Genomic DNA, 16,032 nt, shown 5'->3' on the forward strand with positions numbered 1-16,032 from the left:
TTCGTACAGGGGTAAGGCTGGCTTACATCATGCCGCCCATGCCGCCCATACCGCCCATGTCTGGCATACCGCCGCCAGCACCGCCGTCTTTCTTCGGTGCATCAGCAACAGCAGCTTCGGTGGTCAGGATCAGACCGCCGATCGACGATGCAGCTTGCAGCGCGGAACGGGTGACCTTGGTTGGGTCCAGGATGCCCATTTCGATCATGTCGCCGTATTCGCCAGTCGCAGCGTTGTAACCGAAGTTACCTTTGCCGTTCTTGACTTCGTTGACCACAACGCTTGGCTCGTCACCGCTGTTGGCAGCGATCTGACGCAGCGGTGCTTCGATGGCACGACGCAGAACGGCGATACCCACGTCCTGGTCGGCGTTGTCGCCTTTCAGGTCGAGGATTGCTTCCAGAGCGCGGATCAGCGCAACGCCACCGCCAGGTACCACGCCTTCTTCAACGGCTGCACGGGTTGCGTGCAGGGCGTCTTCAACGCGGGCTTTCTTCTCTTTCATTTCTACTTCGGAACCAGCGCCAACCTTGATCACTGCAACGCCGCCGGACAGCTTCGCCAGACGCTCTTGCAGTTTTTCACGGTCGTAGTCCGAGGAAGTTTCGGCAACCTGAGCACGGATCTGAGCAATGCGGGACTCGATGTCGCCTGCTACGCCAGCACCGTCAACGATGATGGTGTTTTCCTTGGAGATGGTCACGCGCTTGGCGCTGCCCAGGTTTTCCAGGGTGGCTGCTTCCAGGCTCAGGCCGATCTCTTCGGAGATAACGGTACCGCCGGTCAGAACGGCGATGTCCTGCAGCATGGCCTTGCGGCGGTCGCCGAAGCCTGGAGCCTTGACGGCTGCGACTTTAACGATGCCACGCATGTTGTTCACGACCAGAGTCGCCAGGGCTTCGCCTTCAACGTCTTCGGAAACGATCAGCAGTGGACGGCCGGCTTTGGCAACGGCTTCCAGCACTGGCAGCATTTCGCGGATGTTCGAGATCTTTTTGTCGACCAGCAGAACCAGCGGGTTGTCCAGCTCGGCAACCATGGTTTCCGGCTTGTTGACGAAGTACGGGGACAGGTAGCCACGGTCGAACTGCATGCCTTCTACAACCGACAGTTCGTTTTCCAGGCCAGTGCCTTCTTCAACAGTGATCACGCCTTCTTTACCGACTTTTTCCATGGCTTCGGCAATGATGTCGCCGATGGAGTTGTCGGAGTTGGCCGAGATGGTGCCAACCTGAGCGATTGCCTTGGTGTCAGCGCATGGCTTGGACAGGTTTTTCAGCTCTTTGACGATGGCGATGGTCGCCTTGTCGATGCCGCGCTTCAGATCCATCGGGTTCATGCCGGCAGCGACGGCTTTCAGGCCTTCGTTGACGATCGACTGAGCCAGAACGGTAGCGGTGGTAGTACCGTCACCAGCGTCATCGTTGGCACGGGAGGCAACGTCTTTGACCAGCTGCGCGCCCATGTTTTCGAAACGGTCTTCGAGTTCGATTTCTTTGGCGACGGAAACGCCGTCCTTGGTGATGGTCGGAGCGCCGAAGCTCTTCTCGATGATCACGTTACGGCCTTTCGGGCCCAGGGTCGCTTTTACCGCGTCAGCCAGGACGTTGACGCCTTTGAGCATTTTCTTGCGGGCGGAATCGCCAAACAGAACTTCTTTAGCAGCCATGATCGATATTCCTTAAATACTTTGTAGTAGCGGGAAAATGAGCGGGAAATCAGCCTTCGATAACAGCGAGGATCTCGTTCTCGCTCATTACCAGCAGGTCTTCGCCGTCGACTTTCACAGTGTTGCTGCCGGAGTAAGGACCGAACACAACCTTGTCGCCCACTTTCACGGACAGTGCACGCACTTCACCGTTTTCCAGTACGCGGCCGGTGCCGACAGCGAGGATTTCGCCGCTGTTGGCTTTTTCAGCAGCCGAACCTGGCAGGACGATACCGCCAGCGGTTTTCTTTTCTTCTTCGCTGCGACGGATGACGACGCGGTCATGCAGAGGACGAAGCTTCATTGTCGATCTCTCCTAATTGTGGTTTTCATCGGCCGGTGTATTCCCGGCGGGTTTAACAAAGGCCGGCGGTGCCGGTTGCGGTTCGTCAAGCGAACCGCGGAAGTCTGTCTGGCGTGTTCGCCAGAAACCTTGCGGTGACCGTTACATAAGGGCGCATAAGCTTATTACAAGGGCGGGGATCGAAAAAATTTCAGTTCGCTGCCCCGCAAACGAACACGGCACCCGAAGGTGCCGTGTCGATGTGCGTATTACTTGGTATCGCGGTGTTCGAACTCGCCTTCGATCACGTTGGGCTCACGGCCCAGCGGCTCGCGAGGCACCGGGCCGCCACGGGCCTGGAGGTCGTCGGCGAACGCTCGCTGACGCATCGCCTGCTCTTCGGCGCGCTGGCGCATTTTACCCGCCAGCAGGCGACGACTGAACGGCAGCAGCATGAACAGGCCGATCACATCGCTGATGAAACCCGGAAGAATCAACAGGCCACCGGCCAATGCCAGCATCAGGCCTTCGAGCATGGTCTGGGCCGGCATTTCACCGCGGCTCAGGCTCTCACGGGCACGCAGGGCCGTGGCCAGGCCGGCGACGCGCAGCACGAACACACCGAACATCGAACCGAGAATGATCAGCAGCAGGGCCGGGAAAAACCCGATAGACCCTGCCACCTGGACGAATACGAACAGCTCCAACACCGGGAACAGCAGAAAGAGCAACAAAAAAGGGCGCATCAAATGGTTCCTCAACGCAAGAATGCCTTGCCAGTTCACCTTAGATGACGTCGCCGTTTCGTGAATTCAAGCGTCGGCCACTTCATTTTTCGGCCAATGCTCGGCGTGCGCCAGAGAAACCAAGGCTTCGCGGACTTGTGTCGGCGTATTACAAGGCGCTTGAAACGGCAACCAGTACAGGCTCTGGCCGATGCGCAGGTGCATGCCTTCGCTGTCGATACCAGCCATTTGCGCCGGTACGTTTTTCGGCAGTCCGGCCAGATCGACGTAATGGGCGATGGCCTTGGCGTGATCGGCGTTCATGTGCTCGACCATGCTCACTTCGGCCTTGCCGGCGAACGGGTTGGCCAGGGTCAGGTCGTTGACCCAGTGAATCGCGCCAAAACCGCCGATGTAACGGTGACGTACAGGCTTGAGCACCCAGAAATCGAAATCGTGGGCCTGGTGATAACCCTGCGACTCCGGGAAGTAGCGGTAGTAACGCTCGGAGGCGGCTTCAATGGCTATTTCGTCTTCGAGCTGCTGTGCCTCAGCCAGGTAAGTCAGTCGACCAACGGCTTGAACATCTTCGGCGCCACGTTCGCCGACAAAGAGCGAGCACTTCGGGTCTTTTTGCAGATTATGAGTGTGCTGGGCGATGCGGCTGATGAGGATCAGCGGCCGGCCCAGCTCGTCCAGGCAGTACGGAACCACGGAGCCGAACGGAAAACCGGGCATTGATTTGGAGTGCGTCGAGAGCACCCCACGGTATTCCTTGAGGAGCAATTCTCGTGCATGCTTAGCCGCTTCAACGCTCAATTTATGACTCCTTAAATAGAATCCGTCAGAAAAACGGACGAGCTGCTGGTGAAAGTCCCAGCACGCCATCGGGGCAGTTCTCATGTGCAGCCGGGCCACGTCAGGCGCAGATCGAGAGGCTCTCTACAAGGAAACCACTCAGACCTGCTACCGGGGCATGCGAATGCAACTCACTGACAAAGTAATCATTATCACTGGCGGTTGCCAGGGTTTAGGCCGCTCCATGGCCGAGTATTTCGCAGGCCTTGGCGCGAAACTCGCGCTGGTGGACCTGAACCAGGAAAAACTCGACGATGCCGTCGCGGCCTGCAAGGCCCAAGGTGTCGAGGCCCGCGCCTACCTGTGCAACGTGGCCAACGAAGAGCAAGTGATCCACATGGTTGCCCAGGTCGCTGAAGACTTCGGTGCGATCCATGGCCTGATCAACAACGCCGGGATCCTGCGCGATGGCCTGCTGCTCAAGGTCAAGGATGGCGAAATGACCAAGATGAGCCTGGCCCAGTGGCAAGCGGTCATCGACGTCAACCTGACCGGCGTGTTCCTGTGCACCCGTGAAGTCGCGGCGAAGATGGTCGAGCTGAAGAACAGCGGCGCGATCATCAATATCTCGTCGATTTCCCGTGCCGGCAACGTCGGTCAGACCAACTACTCGGCGGCCAAAGCCGGTGTCGCGGCGGCGACCGTGACCTGGGCCAAGGAACTGGCGCGCTACGGCATTCGCGTCGCCGGCATTGCACCAGGCTTCATCGAAACTGAAATGACCCTGGGCATGAAGCCTGAAGCGCTGGAAAAAATGACCGCCGGGATTCCGCTCAAGCGCATGGGCAAGCCGGAAGAGATCGCCCATTCGGCGGCTTACATCTTCGAGAACGACTACTACACCGGCCGGATTCTGGAAATGGATGGCGGGTTGCGCATCTAAGGCCACTACAAAACAAATGTGGGAGCGAGCTTGCTCGCGATAGCGGTGGTTCAGTCAACTTATCTGTTGAATGTGTTCCTGGTAAACCATCGCAATCTGGCTGTCAGGCTCGGCGATCACCGTTGGCTTGCCGCCATCGGCCTGTTCGCGGATGACCATCGACAGCGGCAACGAGGCCAGCAACTCGACACCATACTGGTTGGCCAGCTTCACGCCCCCGCCCTCACCGAACAGATGCTCGGCATGTCCGCAATTGGAGCAGATGTGCACGGCCATGTTTTCCACTACGCCCAGCACCGGAATGTTGACCTTGCGGAACATTTCCACGCCCTTGCGCGCGTCCAGCAATGCCAGGTCCTGCGGGGTGGTAACGATGACTGCACCGGCCACCGGCACTTTCTGCGCCAGGGTCAGCTGGATGTCACCGGTGCCTGGCGGCATGTCGATGACCAGGTAGTCCAGATCGCCCCACGCGGTTTGGGTCACCAGTTGCAGCAAGGCGCCGGAAACCATCGGACCACGCCAGACCATCGGCGTGTTGTCATCGGTGAGGAAGGCCATGGACATCACTTCGACGCCATGGGACTTGAGCGGAACGAACCATTTCTGATCCTTGACCTCGGGGCGGGTGCGCTCGGGAATGCCGAACATGATGCCCTGGCTCGGGCCGTAGATGTCTGCATCGAGAATCCCGACCTTGGCGCCTTCGCGGGCCAGGGCCAGGGCCAGGTTGGCCGCCGTGGTGGATTTGCCCACGCCGCCCTTGCCGGACGCCACGGCCACCACGTTTTTCACGTTCGCCAGGCCCGGAATCTGCGCCTGAGCCTTGTGCGCAGCGATCACACTGGTGATTTCGACCTTGGCACTTGCCACGCCATCCAGGCCCTGAATGGCCATTTCCAGCATCTGCGCCCAGCCACTCTTGAACAGCCCGGCGGCGTAGCCCAGTTCTAGCTGAACGCTGACGCGCTCGCCCTGGATCTCGATGTTGCGCACGCACCCGGCGCTGACCGGGTCCTGGTTCAGGTAAGGGTCGGTGTATTGGCGAAGGACGGCTTCCACCGCTGCGCGATTGACGGCGCTCATGGGCAACTCCGAAAACAGGACTGGAAAAGATAACGGGTATCGTACCTGTTCTGAGGGTAAGACGGGATGCTCAAAAAATTGCATCGACCCGTTACTCATCCAATGAAACAGGCTCACAGGGTGAAAAATATGCGTCGGCGCTTTATAGTGGCCGACCTCCGTTTCATCAAGTAGCCGAGCCCCATGTCCGAGCCACGCAAGATCCTCGTCACCAGCGCCCTGCCCTATGCCAATGGTTCGATCCACCTTGGCCATATGCTGGAGTACATCCAGACCGATATGTGGGTGCGCTTCCAGAAGCACCGCGGCAATCAATGCATCTATGTCTGCGCCGACGACGCCCACGGTTCGGCCATCATGCTGCGCGCGGAAAAGGAAGGCATCACCCCGGAACAACTGATCGCCAACGTCCAGGCTGAACACAGCGCCGACTTTGCCGAGTTCCTGGTGGACTTCGACAACTTCCACTCCACTCACGCCGAAGAAAACCGTGAGCTGTCGAGCCAGATCTACCTGAAGCTGCGTGATGCCGGGCACATCGCCACGCGCTCGATCACCCAGTATTTCGACCCGGAAAAGAAAATGTTCCTGGCCGACCGCTTCATCAAGGGCACCTGCCCGAAATGCGGCACCGAAGACCAGTACGGCGACAACTGCGAAAAATGCGGCGCGACCTACGCACCGACCGACCTGAAGGATCCGAAGTCGGCGATTTCCGGCGCCACCCCGGTGCTCAAGGATTCCCAGCACTTCTTCTTCAAGCTGCCAGACTTCCAGCAAATGCTGCAAACCTGGACCCGCAGCGGCACCCTGCAAGACGCTGTGGCGAACAAGATCGCCGAATGGCTGGATGCCGGCCTGCAACAGTGGGACATCTCCCGCGATGCGCCGTATTTCGGATTCGAGATTCCCGACGAGCCGGGCAAGTACTTCTACGTGTGGCTGGATGCGCCGATCGGCTACATGGCGAGCTTCAAAAACCTGTGCAACCGTACGCCGGAGCTGGACTTCGACGCGTTCTGGGGCAAGGACTCCACCGCCGAGCTGTACCACTTCATCGGCAAGGACATCGTCAACTTCCACGCCCTGTTCTGGCCAGCCATGCTCGAAGGCGCGGGCTACCGCAAGCCAACCGGCATCAACGTGCACGGCTACCTGACCGTCAACGGCCAGAAGATGTCCAAGTCCCGCGGCACCTTCATCAAGGCCCGGACCTACCTGGACCACCTGTCGCCGGAATACCTGCGTTACTACTACGCGGCCAAGCTGGGCCGTGGCGTCGACGACCTGGACCTTAACCTCGAAGACTTCGTGCAGAAGGTCAACTCCGACCTGGTGGGCAAGGTCGTCAACATCGCCAGCCGTTGTGCCGGCTTCATCAACAAGGGCAATGCCGGCGTGATGGTCGACACCAACGCCGCGCCTGAACTGACCGAAGCCTTCCTGGCCGCCGCGCCGAGCATCGCTGACGCCTATGAAGCCCGCGACTTTGCCCGCGCCATGCGCGAGATCATGGGCCTGGCCGACCGCGCCAACGCCTGGATCGCCGACAAGGCGCCGTGGTCGCTGAACAAACAGGAAGGCAAGCAGGACGAAGTCCAGGCCATCTGCGCCACAGGCGTCAACCTGTTCCGCCAGTTGGTGATCTTCCTCAAGCCGGTGCTACCGCTGCTGGCCGCCGACGCCGAGGCGTTCCTCAACGTCGCTCCGCTGACCTGGAACGACCACGCGACCTTGCTCCGCAATCACCAGCTGAACGAGTTCAAGCCGTTGATGACCCGAATCGACCCGGTCAAGGTGCAAGCCATGACCGACGCCTCGAAGGAAGACCTGACCGCCAGCCAGACCGACACCGGCGAAGCCGCACCTGCCGGCAATGGCGAACTGGCCAAGGATCCTCTGTCGCCGGAAATCGAGTTCGACACCTTCGCGGCAGTCGATTTGCGTGTCGCGCTGATCGTCAAAGCCGAACACGTGGAAGGCGCCGACAAGCTGTTGCGCCTGACCCTCGACATCGGTGACGAGCAACGCAACGTGTTCTCCGGGATCAAGAGTGCTTACCCGGATCCGTCCAAGCTCGATGGTCGCCTTACCATGATGATCGCCAACCTCAAGCCACGGAAAATGAAGTTCGGTATTTCCGAAGGCATGGTGATGGCGGCCGGCCCTGGCGGTGAAGAAATCTACCTGCTCAGCCCTGACAGCGGCGCCAAGCCAGGTCAGCGCATCAAGTAAATTTCTGCACTGAACCGATCCCACAGTCGTGCCTGACGCGACTGTGGGATTTTCATGTCTGGCCCACCCTCCCGCCTTGCCGGATAATGCCTAAGCTTTTCAGACCATCTCCTGTAGGAGCGAGCTTGCTCGCGATGGTCGTTAACGATAATGCGTGCCCACAGGTTGACGCGGCGCTCTTGAGTCCATCGCGAGCAAGCTCGCTCCTACAAAAACTACCGTTCCTGCCGGCACGAACAATGACCGAGATCCTGCTTACGCTTATCAGCGCCGCCCTGATCAACAACATCGTGTTGCACTGGCCGTTGGCCGTCGATCCGTTGTTGGCCGGTCAGCGCCGCCAGGTCCATGCCTTGGGTATTGCAACGACCTGCCTGATGCTGGTCGTGGGCATGCTCGGCTACGCGCTCTATCAATGGCTGCTGGTGCCGCTTCAATTGACACCGCTGCGTCTGTTTGTGTTTCTGCCATTGAGCGTACTGCTGATCAGCCCACTGCTGAAGTGGCTGGCACGGGTGTTTTCAACACTGCCGTTCGAAGGCCTCTGGCCGTTGCTGCTGGGCAATGCCGGCGTGCTCGGCGTGGTCTTGCTCAATGCTCAGGAAGACAAAGGTTTCTTTCACGCCACAGCCTTGAGCCTCGGTGCAGGGCTGGGCTTCTGGCTGGTGTTGAGCCTGTTCACTGATTTGCGTGAACGCACGGCCGACAACGATGTTCCCCTGCCCTTTCGCGGCTTGCCGATCGACCTGATTGGTGCCGGCCTGATCGCAGTGGCTTTTCTCGGATTCAGCGGACTGATCAAAACATGAGTCTGATTCAACTCATCGACGCACTCTTGCCGCAAACCCAATGCGGCAAGTGCGGCCACCCCGGGTGCAAGCCGTACGCCGAAGGCATCGCCAGCGGTGAGCCAATCAACAAGTGCCCGCCCGGCGGCAACGAAACCATCGCGGCCCTGGCCGAACTGCTGAAGGTGCCGGTGCTGGAGCTGGATGTCAGCCGTGGCTCGGCACCTGCGCAGATCGCCTATATCCGCGAGGCCGAGTGCATTGGTTGCACCAAGTGCATTCAGGCCTGCCCGGTCGATGCCATCGTCGGCGCAGCCAAACTGATGCACACGGTGATCATCGATGAGTGCACCGGTTGCGACCTCTGCGTGGCACCGTGCCCGGTGGACTGCATCGAAATGCGCCCACTGCCGCCGGACACGGTACTGCCCGTTGTCGGGGGCCTCGCCCTTACACCGCAGGCGCGGCAGGCCCGCACCCTCAAGCGCGATCACGCTCGGCGCCGCTTCGAACAACGCAATGCCCGCTTGCAGCGTGAGGAGCAACAGAAAATCGCCGAGCGCCAGGCAAGGCAGCGAGCCGCGCAACCTGCCGAGACGACAGCCGACCCGGTGCAGGCGGCCCTCGAACGCGTCCGCGCACAGAAAACCGCCAATGCCGATGCCGCGCTGAAAAAGGCCAAGATCGATGTGGCGATGAGTCGGGCGCAGCTGCTCAAATCGCTGAAGGCCTTTGGGCATCCGCCGACCTTCGAGCAGCAATCGCAGCTGATCGTCCTGCAACAACAGTTCGAAGCCGCCGAACAAAACCTGACGCAACTGGAAAGCGTCGCCCAACCTGCCCCTGCACCGACGGTCGCAGCTGCGTCGTCAAATGATGCCGATCTGAAACGGGCCAAGATCCAGCTGGCCATGCGCCGTGCCGAACTGAAGAAGGCTCAGGCCAACGAAGCACCGGCAGAACAAATCGAAGCCCTGGAGCGCGCACTCGGCGAAGCCGAACGCCAGGTGGACGCTCATGCCAGCCCTTGAAGCGGTTGATGATCGCCTGCAACAGGCGATGAAACTGGTGCTGTTGGCCACGCTGCCGGGAATGCTGGTGGCGTTCTGGCTGTACGGCTGGGGCGTGTTGATCAATCTGGTTCTGGCGGCCGCTGCCGCGTTGGCCGTCGAAGCCGCCATCGTGCAATTACGCAAGCGGCCGCTGCGACCAACCCTGAGTGACGGCAGCGCGCTGGTCAGTGCCACATTGCTGGCTCTGGCGCTGCCGCCTTACTGCCCATGGTGGCTGACCCTCAGTGCTGCCGCTTTTGCGATGATTTTCGGCAAGCACTTGTATGGCGGCGTCGGCTCGAACCCCTTCAACCCGGCGATGCTCGGTTTTGCTCTGGTGCTGGTGACCTTTCCACAACCAATGACCCTTTGGCCATCGCCCCATGGCATGGATCTGCCGAGCAGCTTGCAGCACGTGTTCGGCATCGGACATATGCCGGATGCGTGGGTGCAGGCCACCGCACTGGACAGTCTGCGGATCAACAAAAGCCTGACCATGGATGAACTGTTTGCCGGTAACCCGGCATTCGGCCACTTTGGCGGCCGGGGGGTGGAATGGCTGAACCTGGCCTTTTTGGCGGGTGGAATGTTTCTCCTGCAACGAAGGGTGATCAGTTGGCATGCCCCGGTGGGCATGCTGGCCAGCCTGTTCATCATCAGCCTGCTGTGCTGGAACGGGTCGGGCTCCGACTCCCACGGTTCGCCGCTGTTTCATCTGCTGAGCGGTGCGACCATGCTGGGGGCATTCTTCATCATCACCGAACCGGTGTCCGGCGCCAGAAGCCCTGGCGCAAAATTAATGTTCGGCGTCGGCGTGGGGCTTCTGACTTATCTGATTCGTACCTGGAGTGGCTACCCGGACGGCATCGCCTTCGCCGTGCTGTTGATGAACCTTTGCGTGCCGGCGCTGGAGCGGTTCGTGGCGGCCAGGCAACAGCCGGAGGCGCCATGAGCCGGACATCAAGCATCGCGTTTGTGGTGCTGTTGGCCGCACTGGGCCTTGGCGTGACGTACTTCGTGCAGCTCGGCAGCGCGCCGCGCATTGCAGCCGAACAGCGCCTGATCGACAGCCGTAACCTGCTGGACCTGATTGCGCCGGACAGCTACGACAATCAACCACTCGAACACCCCATAACGATTGAAGCAGCCGCACTGACCAACAGCACCTTGCTGGGTGGTTATCTGGTGACCCGGGCCGATCAACCCGTCGCGGTGTTGCTGCGCAGTCAAACCCTTGGCTACGCCGGTGCCATCGACCTGTTGATCGCTGTCGACGCCAACGGCAGGTTGCTGGGCGTCAAAACCCTCAAACAGTCGGAAACACCAGGACTGGGGGCACGGATCGCCGACTGGCCCAATACCTGGCTCCAGGTTTTTTCCGGCAAGTCTCGAACAGAACCCGGTGACAGCGGCTGGGCGCTGAAAAAGGATCAGGGACAGTTCGATCAGATCGCAGGCGCAACCATCACCTCGAGAGCGGTGATCAATGCCGTCCACGATGCCTTGCGCTACTTCGATGAACACCGGCAACAACTGCTCGGAATCCCTGCCCATGGATAATTCATCGAATCTGCGCAACGCCTTGATGCTGACGCCGCTGATCGGCGCCACCCACTCGCTGATGGCCGCACTTGGCCTGTGCCTGATGTTCATGGTGGTGACCCAGTTGTTCAGTCTGGCCATGGGCGCCCTGCGGTCCCGACTGGTCCCGGCGACCCGCTTGCTGGCCAGCGTCCTGTTGGCGACCACGCTCACCAGTTGCGCGGAACTCATGGCACAGGCCTGGTCGCTGCAATGGCAGCAGCATCTTGGGTTTTATGGCGCCTTGATCGCCTTGCAATGCGTCGTACTGGAACACACCGGGTTCTTTCAGAACAGCTGGCATCAACAGCTACGATTCAATGGCCTGTTTGCCACGCTGATGATCGTGCTGGGCCTGCTGCGTGAACTCATCGGCAACGGGACACTCGGAAATCACCTGGCGTGGCTGATCGGCGCAACGCAAACTGACTGGCAAGGCTGGGTGCTGGTGGCCGATGGCGGTCTGCGCCTGGCCACATTGGTCCCCGGCGGGTTCATTCTGCTCGGACTGCTGATCGCCGCCTGGCAGGCCTGGCGCCCCACGCCCACACATTGATTGCCTTCGAGGAAACGTACTGCCCATGAATGCCGCAAAACGTCTGGAAATTTTCCGCAGACTGCACGAGGACAACCCGGAACCAAAGACCGAGCTGGCCTATTCCTCACCGTTCGAATTGCTGATTGCCGTGATTCTCTCGGCGCAGTCGACCGATGTCGGCGTCAACAAAGCCACTGCCAAGCTGTTCCCGGTCGCCAATACCCCGGCAGCGATCCATGCCCTGGGTGTCGAAGGACTGTCGGAGTACATCAAGACCATCGGTCTGTACAACAGCAAAGCGAAAAACGTGATCGAAACCTGCCGCTTGCTGGTCGAGCGTCACGCCGGTGAAGTGCCACAAACCCGCGAAGAGCTGGAAGCACTGCCCGGCGTCGGCCGCAAAACCGCCAATGTGGTACTCAATACGGCATTCCGTCAGCTGACCATGGCCGTCGACACGCATATTTTCAGAGTCAGCAACCGGACTGGCATTGCTCCCGGCAAGAATGTGGTGGAAGTCGAGAAAAAGCTGATGAAATTCGTGCCCAGGGAGTACCTGCTCGACTCCCATCACTGGCTGATCCTTCACGGCCGCTATGTTTGCCTGGCCCGCAAGCCGCGATGCGGAAGCTGCCGGATCGAGGACTTGTGCGAATACAAGCACAAAACCTCCGACGATTGAGGCGCTATTAGGTTTATTGAATTGTCGATTGAAAAAATCTTTTTTACCCGCCGGGAGATTGTCGATATAAGGAGCGCCAAAGGCCTTCTTAGCCTGGAGTAACTAAATGAGTACTGGCAAAGAGCAATTGGACGTAGAAGACGACTTCACCACCGCCGAAACCGATGACGCCGAGCCGGTGGTTGAAGCAGCGAAAACTAATCTGAGCAAACGCCGCACCATCGACAATCTGCTGGAGGAGCGCCGACTGCAAAAGCAATTGGCCGATTACGATTTTGACTTATGACACCTGAAAGCCTCCCGAAACGGAGGCTTTTTTCTAAGTGCCATACTCCGGTAGACGCCCCTTGTCGCACAGTTACCTCATCACACCAGACCATTGCGTTGTGCCAGCTCGATCAGATCGACCAGAGACCGCGCATTCAGTTTGAGCAACAGGCGGGTCTTGTAAGTACTGACTGTTTTATTGCTGAGAAACATTCCATCGGCAATCTCTTTATTGGTCTTTCCTCGGGCCAACTGTTGCAGGACCATCATTTCCCGCCCCGACAATCGATCAACCATATCGGCCTCACTGGCGTTCCCCAAACTGCAACGCACGGTATGCAAGGCTTGATTAGGAAAATAACTGTAGCCTGACAACACAGCCTTTATTGCACTGAGCAATTCCGTCAGGTCTTGTTGTTTGCAGACATAACCGGCCGCACCAGATTGCATGCAACGCATCGAAAAATGCCCCGGCGCCTGGGAAGTCAGAATCAGAACTTTCATCGGCATTGAGGTCGAAGACAAACGCGCGATGACTTCCAACCCGTCCAGCTTCGGAATCCCGATATCCAGAATGACAATATCCGGCATAAGTTCACGGGCCAGTTGCAGTGCATCCACACCATTATCGGTTTCTGCAATAACTTCGTAGCCATGACGCTCCATTAGCATACGTACCGCAAGACGAATGACGGGGTGATCATCCACGATCAGCACTTTATTCATGGGCAAGTCCAATTTTCGCTGTTCGAATTTTTAGAGCCCGCACAATAGCCTAGTCGTTTCGCCCATGGCATGTCGCCCCTTCCGGACACCCACACCAAGAGACATCCCCTACAAACAACACGGATTCCTCCTACAAAAATCCCTCGAACGGAATGAGTTGAAAACTGTATCAGCGTCAGTGTGTCGCACTTTCCAGCACTCGCCTCTATCGATTTACGACCAAAATTTTCCGAGAGCCAGCCTGAATGGTTGCACCCTGACAAACATAAGCCTTTACCCCTTCGTTAAAACGTAACTAATATTTTCGCACTCAACATTCATACCAGAAATATCACACATCAAGCATCCAATTACTCTTACAGCAAATAATATTTTTTGAGCAATCATTAAAACACACCCAACATTCAAAAAACCGAAGAGCAACACAACAAAACAAAAACACCTATAAAAACCAACAAGAAATAAAAATCACTACAATAATTAGCACATCAAACCAATCTCATAATCATTCGAAAAAAGACAATCCAGCATGAGCACAGAATATGATAAAAAAACGAATCACCAACCCGATGACAATTATCGCGATATTCGCAGCACTCTCTGAAACTTCGGCAGCCGTTTCTCTACCTTTCCTTGACCAAGAGGAAAGAGAACTCTATGTCTGGTTTCTGATCAGCTTTCCGTTTTACTTGCTTTTGCTTTTTTTCGCGACACTCAACTTCAACTACAAATCACTTTATGCACCTTCCGACTTTGAAAAGGGAAAACACTTCATGAAAGTCATGGATGATGCCGGGCGGCCGGAAAAAAAAGCGTCCGGGAAGTCGTCTGGGAATTCCGCTCTGGAGACGCCAACGCATGACCGGAAGTCAGCTCGGACGCCCTGCGGCGCACAGGACCCGCCAACAGAGATTGGTCTGCAAACCACCGTCTTTGTTCAGCATCAGCTTCAGCTACCGGAACTTATAAAAGACCTGTACATCGTGGATGCACGCTGGATGAGCAAGGAGGTCGAGTTTGGAGCGCTGCTGGAAAAAATCCAGCGGCCACGGGAAAAGATGGCGTACGTGATTCTGTTTGTCACTTGTGCCGTTTCGGAGACTTTACTGAAAGCCAGTGCACTTAAATATTCAAAGCAGACCAGGAAGCGCTGTGCCGCCTTTTATGTTGCCTACAATCTGGACTCGCACAGGTTGTCGGTCGTTGATCAAGCCGGACAACCGGCAAACAACACGTAGAACAGACCATTGGAAGGAGAAAAACAGGAAACCGTCAGCGGAAACGAAAACACCCGACAACGTAGTAACTGGCGTCATCCCCCTTTTTCAGGTGCCTGACCTCGTCCTGGACGAGATCAGGCATCCATCACGATCTCAAAGGTCTCAGAACAGCTTCCGGCCTTTGTTCGCCGCAATGCGCATGCGCAAGGCGTTGAGCTTGATGAAGCCCGCTGCATCCGCCTGGTTGTACGCGCCGCCATCTTCTTCGAAGGTCGCAATGTTGGCGTCGAACAGCGAGTCGTCGGACTTGCGGCCTGTAACGATCACATTGCCCTTGTACAGTTTCAGGCGCACAACGCCGTTCACGTTGACCTGGGACGCATCGATCATCTGTTGCAGCATCAGACGCTCAGGGCTCCACCAGTAGCCGGTGTAGATCAGGCTGGCGTACTTGGGCATCAGCTCGTCTTTGAGGTGAGCCACTTCGCGGTCCAGGGTGATCGATTCGATCGCACGGTGGGCACGCAGCATGATGGTGCCGCCAGGAGTTTCGTAGCAGCCACGGGACTTCATGCCCACGTAGCGGTTCTCGACGATGTCGAGACGGCCGATACCGTGTTCGCCACCGATACGGTTCAGGGTCGCCAGCACGGTGGCCGGAGTCATATCGACGCCGTCCAGCGCGACGATGTCGCCGTTGCGGTAGGTCAGTTCCAGATACTGCGGCTTGTCTGGAGCGTTTTCCGGGGAAACGGTCCAGCGCCACATGTCTTCTTCGTGCTCGGTCCAGGTGTCTTCCAGCACGCCGCCTTCATAGGAGATGTGCAGCAGGTTGGCATCCATGGAGTACGGGGATTTCTTCTTGCCGTGGCGTTCGATCGGGATCGCGTGCTTATCGGCGTAATCCATCAGCTTTTCACGGGACAGCAGGTCCCATTCGCGCCAAGGGGCAATCACTTTCACACCAGGCTTCAAGGCGTAGGCACCAAGTTCGAAACGAACCTGGTCGTTACCCTTGCCGGTGGCGCCATGGGAAATGGCGTCAGCGCCGGTTTCGTTGGCGATTTCGATCAGGCGCTTGGCGATCAGCGGACGAGCGATGGAAGTACCCAGCAGGTACTCGCCTTCGTAAACGGTGTTGGCGCGGAACATCGGGAAAACGAAATCGCGCACGAACTCTTCGCGCAAGTCGTCGATGTAGATCTCTTTGACGCCCATGGCCTGAGCCTTGGCGCGTGCAGGTTCGACCTCTTCGCCCTGACCCAGGTCAGCGGTGAAGGTCACCACTTCACAGTTATAAGTATCCTGCAGCCACTTGAGGATCACCGAAGTGTCCAGGCCGCCGGAATACGCCAGAACGACCTTGTTTACGTCCGCCATGCCATCACTCCACGGGGTTC

16 protein-coding genes and 1 pseudogene are annotated in these 16,032 nt (G+C 58.1%); 10 read left to right on the top strand and 7 right to left on the bottom strand.

The features are described from left to right. Window positions 1-22: 22 nt before the first annotated feature. The 4 genes from groL to AC1D1M_RS19810 form a co-directional block, all read right to left on the bottom strand. Window positions 23-1,669, bottom strand: a complete 1,647-nt coding sequence (gene groL, locus AC1D1M_RS19795) for a chaperonin GroEL (protein ID WP_150728305.1) — start codon at window positions 1,667-1,669, stop codon at window positions 23-25. 49 nt (window positions 1,670-1,718) lie between these two features. Next, on the bottom strand, window positions 1,719-2,012 hold the full coding sequence (locus AC1D1M_RS19800; RefSeq protein ID WP_007985847.1) for a co-chaperone GroES: 294 nt from the start codon (window positions 2,010-2,012) through the stop codon (window positions 1,719-1,721). A 248-nt stretch (window positions 2,013-2,260) separates the two neighbouring features. After that, complete coding sequence (locus AC1D1M_RS19805) at window positions 2,261-2,737, bottom strand: FxsA family protein (RefSeq protein WP_477776929.1); 477 nt, start codon at window positions 2,735-2,737, stop codon at window positions 2,261-2,263. A gap of 66 nt (window positions 2,738-2,803) precedes the next feature. Further along, on the bottom strand, window positions 2,804-3,535 hold the full coding sequence (locus tag AC1D1M_RS19810) for a HugZ family pyridoxamine 5'-phosphate oxidase (RefSeq protein WP_477776930.1): 732 nt from the start codon (window positions 3,533-3,535) through the stop codon (window positions 2,804-2,806). Window positions 3,536-3,698: 163 nt separating this feature from the next. Here AC1D1M_RS19810 and AC1D1M_RS19815 point away from each other — a divergent pair, with 163 nt between their 5' ends. After that, the gene (locus AC1D1M_RS19815; RefSeq protein WP_477776931.1) at window positions 3,699-4,457 is read left to right on the top strand and encodes an SDR family oxidoreductase; all 759 of its coding nucleotides are present in this window, start codon (window positions 3,699-3,701) and stop codon (window positions 4,455-4,457) included. 60 nt (window positions 4,458-4,517) lie between these two features. On the opposite strand, the pseudogene apbC reads toward AC1D1M_RS19815, so the two are convergent. Further along, a pseudogene (apbC, locus tag AC1D1M_RS19820) lies at window positions 4,518-5,543 on the bottom strand (iron-sulfur cluster carrier protein ApbC); the annotation flags it as partial. Window positions 5,544-5,726: 183 nt separating this feature from the next. Here apbC and metG point away from each other — a divergent pair. The 8 genes from metG to AC1D1M_RS19860 all read left to right on the top strand — a co-directional run bounded on the left by metG (window position 5,727) and on the right by AC1D1M_RS19860 (window position 12,705). Then, window positions 5,727-7,778 carry a methionine--tRNA ligase gene (metG, locus tag AC1D1M_RS19825; RefSeq protein ID WP_477776932.1) on the top strand — a complete coding sequence of 684 codons (2,052 nt, stop codon included), beginning with the start codon at window positions 5,727-5,729 and terminating at the stop codon, window positions 7,776-7,778. Window positions 7,779-8,017: 239 nt separating this feature from the next. Next, on the top strand, window positions 8,018-8,587 hold the full coding sequence (locus AC1D1M_RS19830; RefSeq protein WP_477776933.1) for an electron transport complex protein RnfA: 570 nt from the start codon (window positions 8,018-8,020) through the stop codon (window positions 8,585-8,587). Beyond that, a complete protein-coding gene (gene rsxB, locus AC1D1M_RS19835) occupies window positions 8,584-9,597 on the top strand; it encodes an electron transport complex subunit RsxB (RefSeq protein WP_477776934.1) in 1,014 nt (337 codons plus the stop codon). Before AC1D1M_RS19830 ends, rsxB begins: the two co-directional genes overlap by 4 nt. Then, window positions 9,584-10,570 carry an RnfABCDGE type electron transport complex subunit D gene (locus AC1D1M_RS19840; protein WP_477776935.1) on the top strand — a complete coding sequence of 329 codons (987 nt, stop codon included), beginning with the start codon at window positions 9,584-9,586 and terminating at the stop codon, window positions 10,568-10,570. Before rsxB ends, AC1D1M_RS19840 begins: the two co-directional genes overlap by 14 nt. Continuing rightward, window positions 10,567-11,178 (top strand): RnfABCDGE type electron transport complex subunit G, encoded by a 612-nt coding sequence (locus AC1D1M_RS19845; protein WP_477776936.1) that lies wholly within the window; start codon window positions 10,567-10,569, stop codon window positions 11,176-11,178. The genes AC1D1M_RS19840 and AC1D1M_RS19845 overlap by 4 nt, the downstream gene beginning before the upstream one ends. Further along, the gene (locus tag AC1D1M_RS19850) at window positions 11,171-11,755 is read left to right on the top strand and encodes an Rnf-Nqr domain containing protein (RefSeq protein WP_477776937.1); all 585 of its coding nucleotides are present in this window, start codon (window positions 11,171-11,173) and stop codon (window positions 11,753-11,755) included. Before AC1D1M_RS19845 ends, AC1D1M_RS19850 begins: the two co-directional genes overlap by 8 nt. Before the next feature lie 25 nt (window positions 11,756-11,780). Beyond that, window positions 11,781-12,419: an endonuclease III gene (gene nth / locus AC1D1M_RS19855; RefSeq protein WP_007972326.1), complete on the top strand. Its 639-nt coding sequence runs from the start codon at window positions 11,781-11,783 to the stop codon at window positions 12,417-12,419. Between the two features lie 106 nt (window positions 12,420-12,525). Next, window positions 12,526-12,705 carry a PA3496 family putative envelope integrity protein gene (locus tag AC1D1M_RS19860; protein WP_223459949.1) on the top strand — a complete coding sequence of 60 codons (180 nt, stop codon included), beginning with the start codon at window positions 12,526-12,528 and terminating at the stop codon, window positions 12,703-12,705. 80 nt (window positions 12,706-12,785) lie between these two features. On the opposite strand, the gene AC1D1M_RS19865 is transcribed toward AC1D1M_RS19860, so the two are convergent. Next, window positions 12,786-13,412, bottom strand: coding sequence for a response regulator transcription factor (locus AC1D1M_RS19865; protein WP_008053528.1), 627 nt, complete (start codon window positions 13,410-13,412; stop codon window positions 12,786-12,788). A gap of 542 nt (window positions 13,413-13,954) precedes the next feature. Here AC1D1M_RS19865 and AC1D1M_RS19870 point away from each other — a divergent pair. Continuing rightward, on the top strand, window positions 13,955-14,650 hold the full coding sequence (locus AC1D1M_RS19870; protein WP_477776938.1) for a hypothetical protein: 696 nt from the start codon (window positions 13,955-13,957) through the stop codon (window positions 14,648-14,650). A gap of 144 nt (window positions 14,651-14,794) precedes the next feature. Here the strand turns inward: AC1D1M_RS19870 and AC1D1M_RS19875 are convergent, their stop codons facing one another. After that, window positions 14,795-16,012: an argininosuccinate synthase gene (locus AC1D1M_RS19875; protein WP_477776939.1), complete on the bottom strand. Its 1,218-nt coding sequence runs from the start codon at window positions 16,010-16,012 to the stop codon at window positions 14,795-14,797. Between the last annotated feature and the right edge of the window lie 20 nt (window positions 16,013-16,032).

Source organism: Pseudomonas sp. P1_F7 (assembly GCF_056405655.1).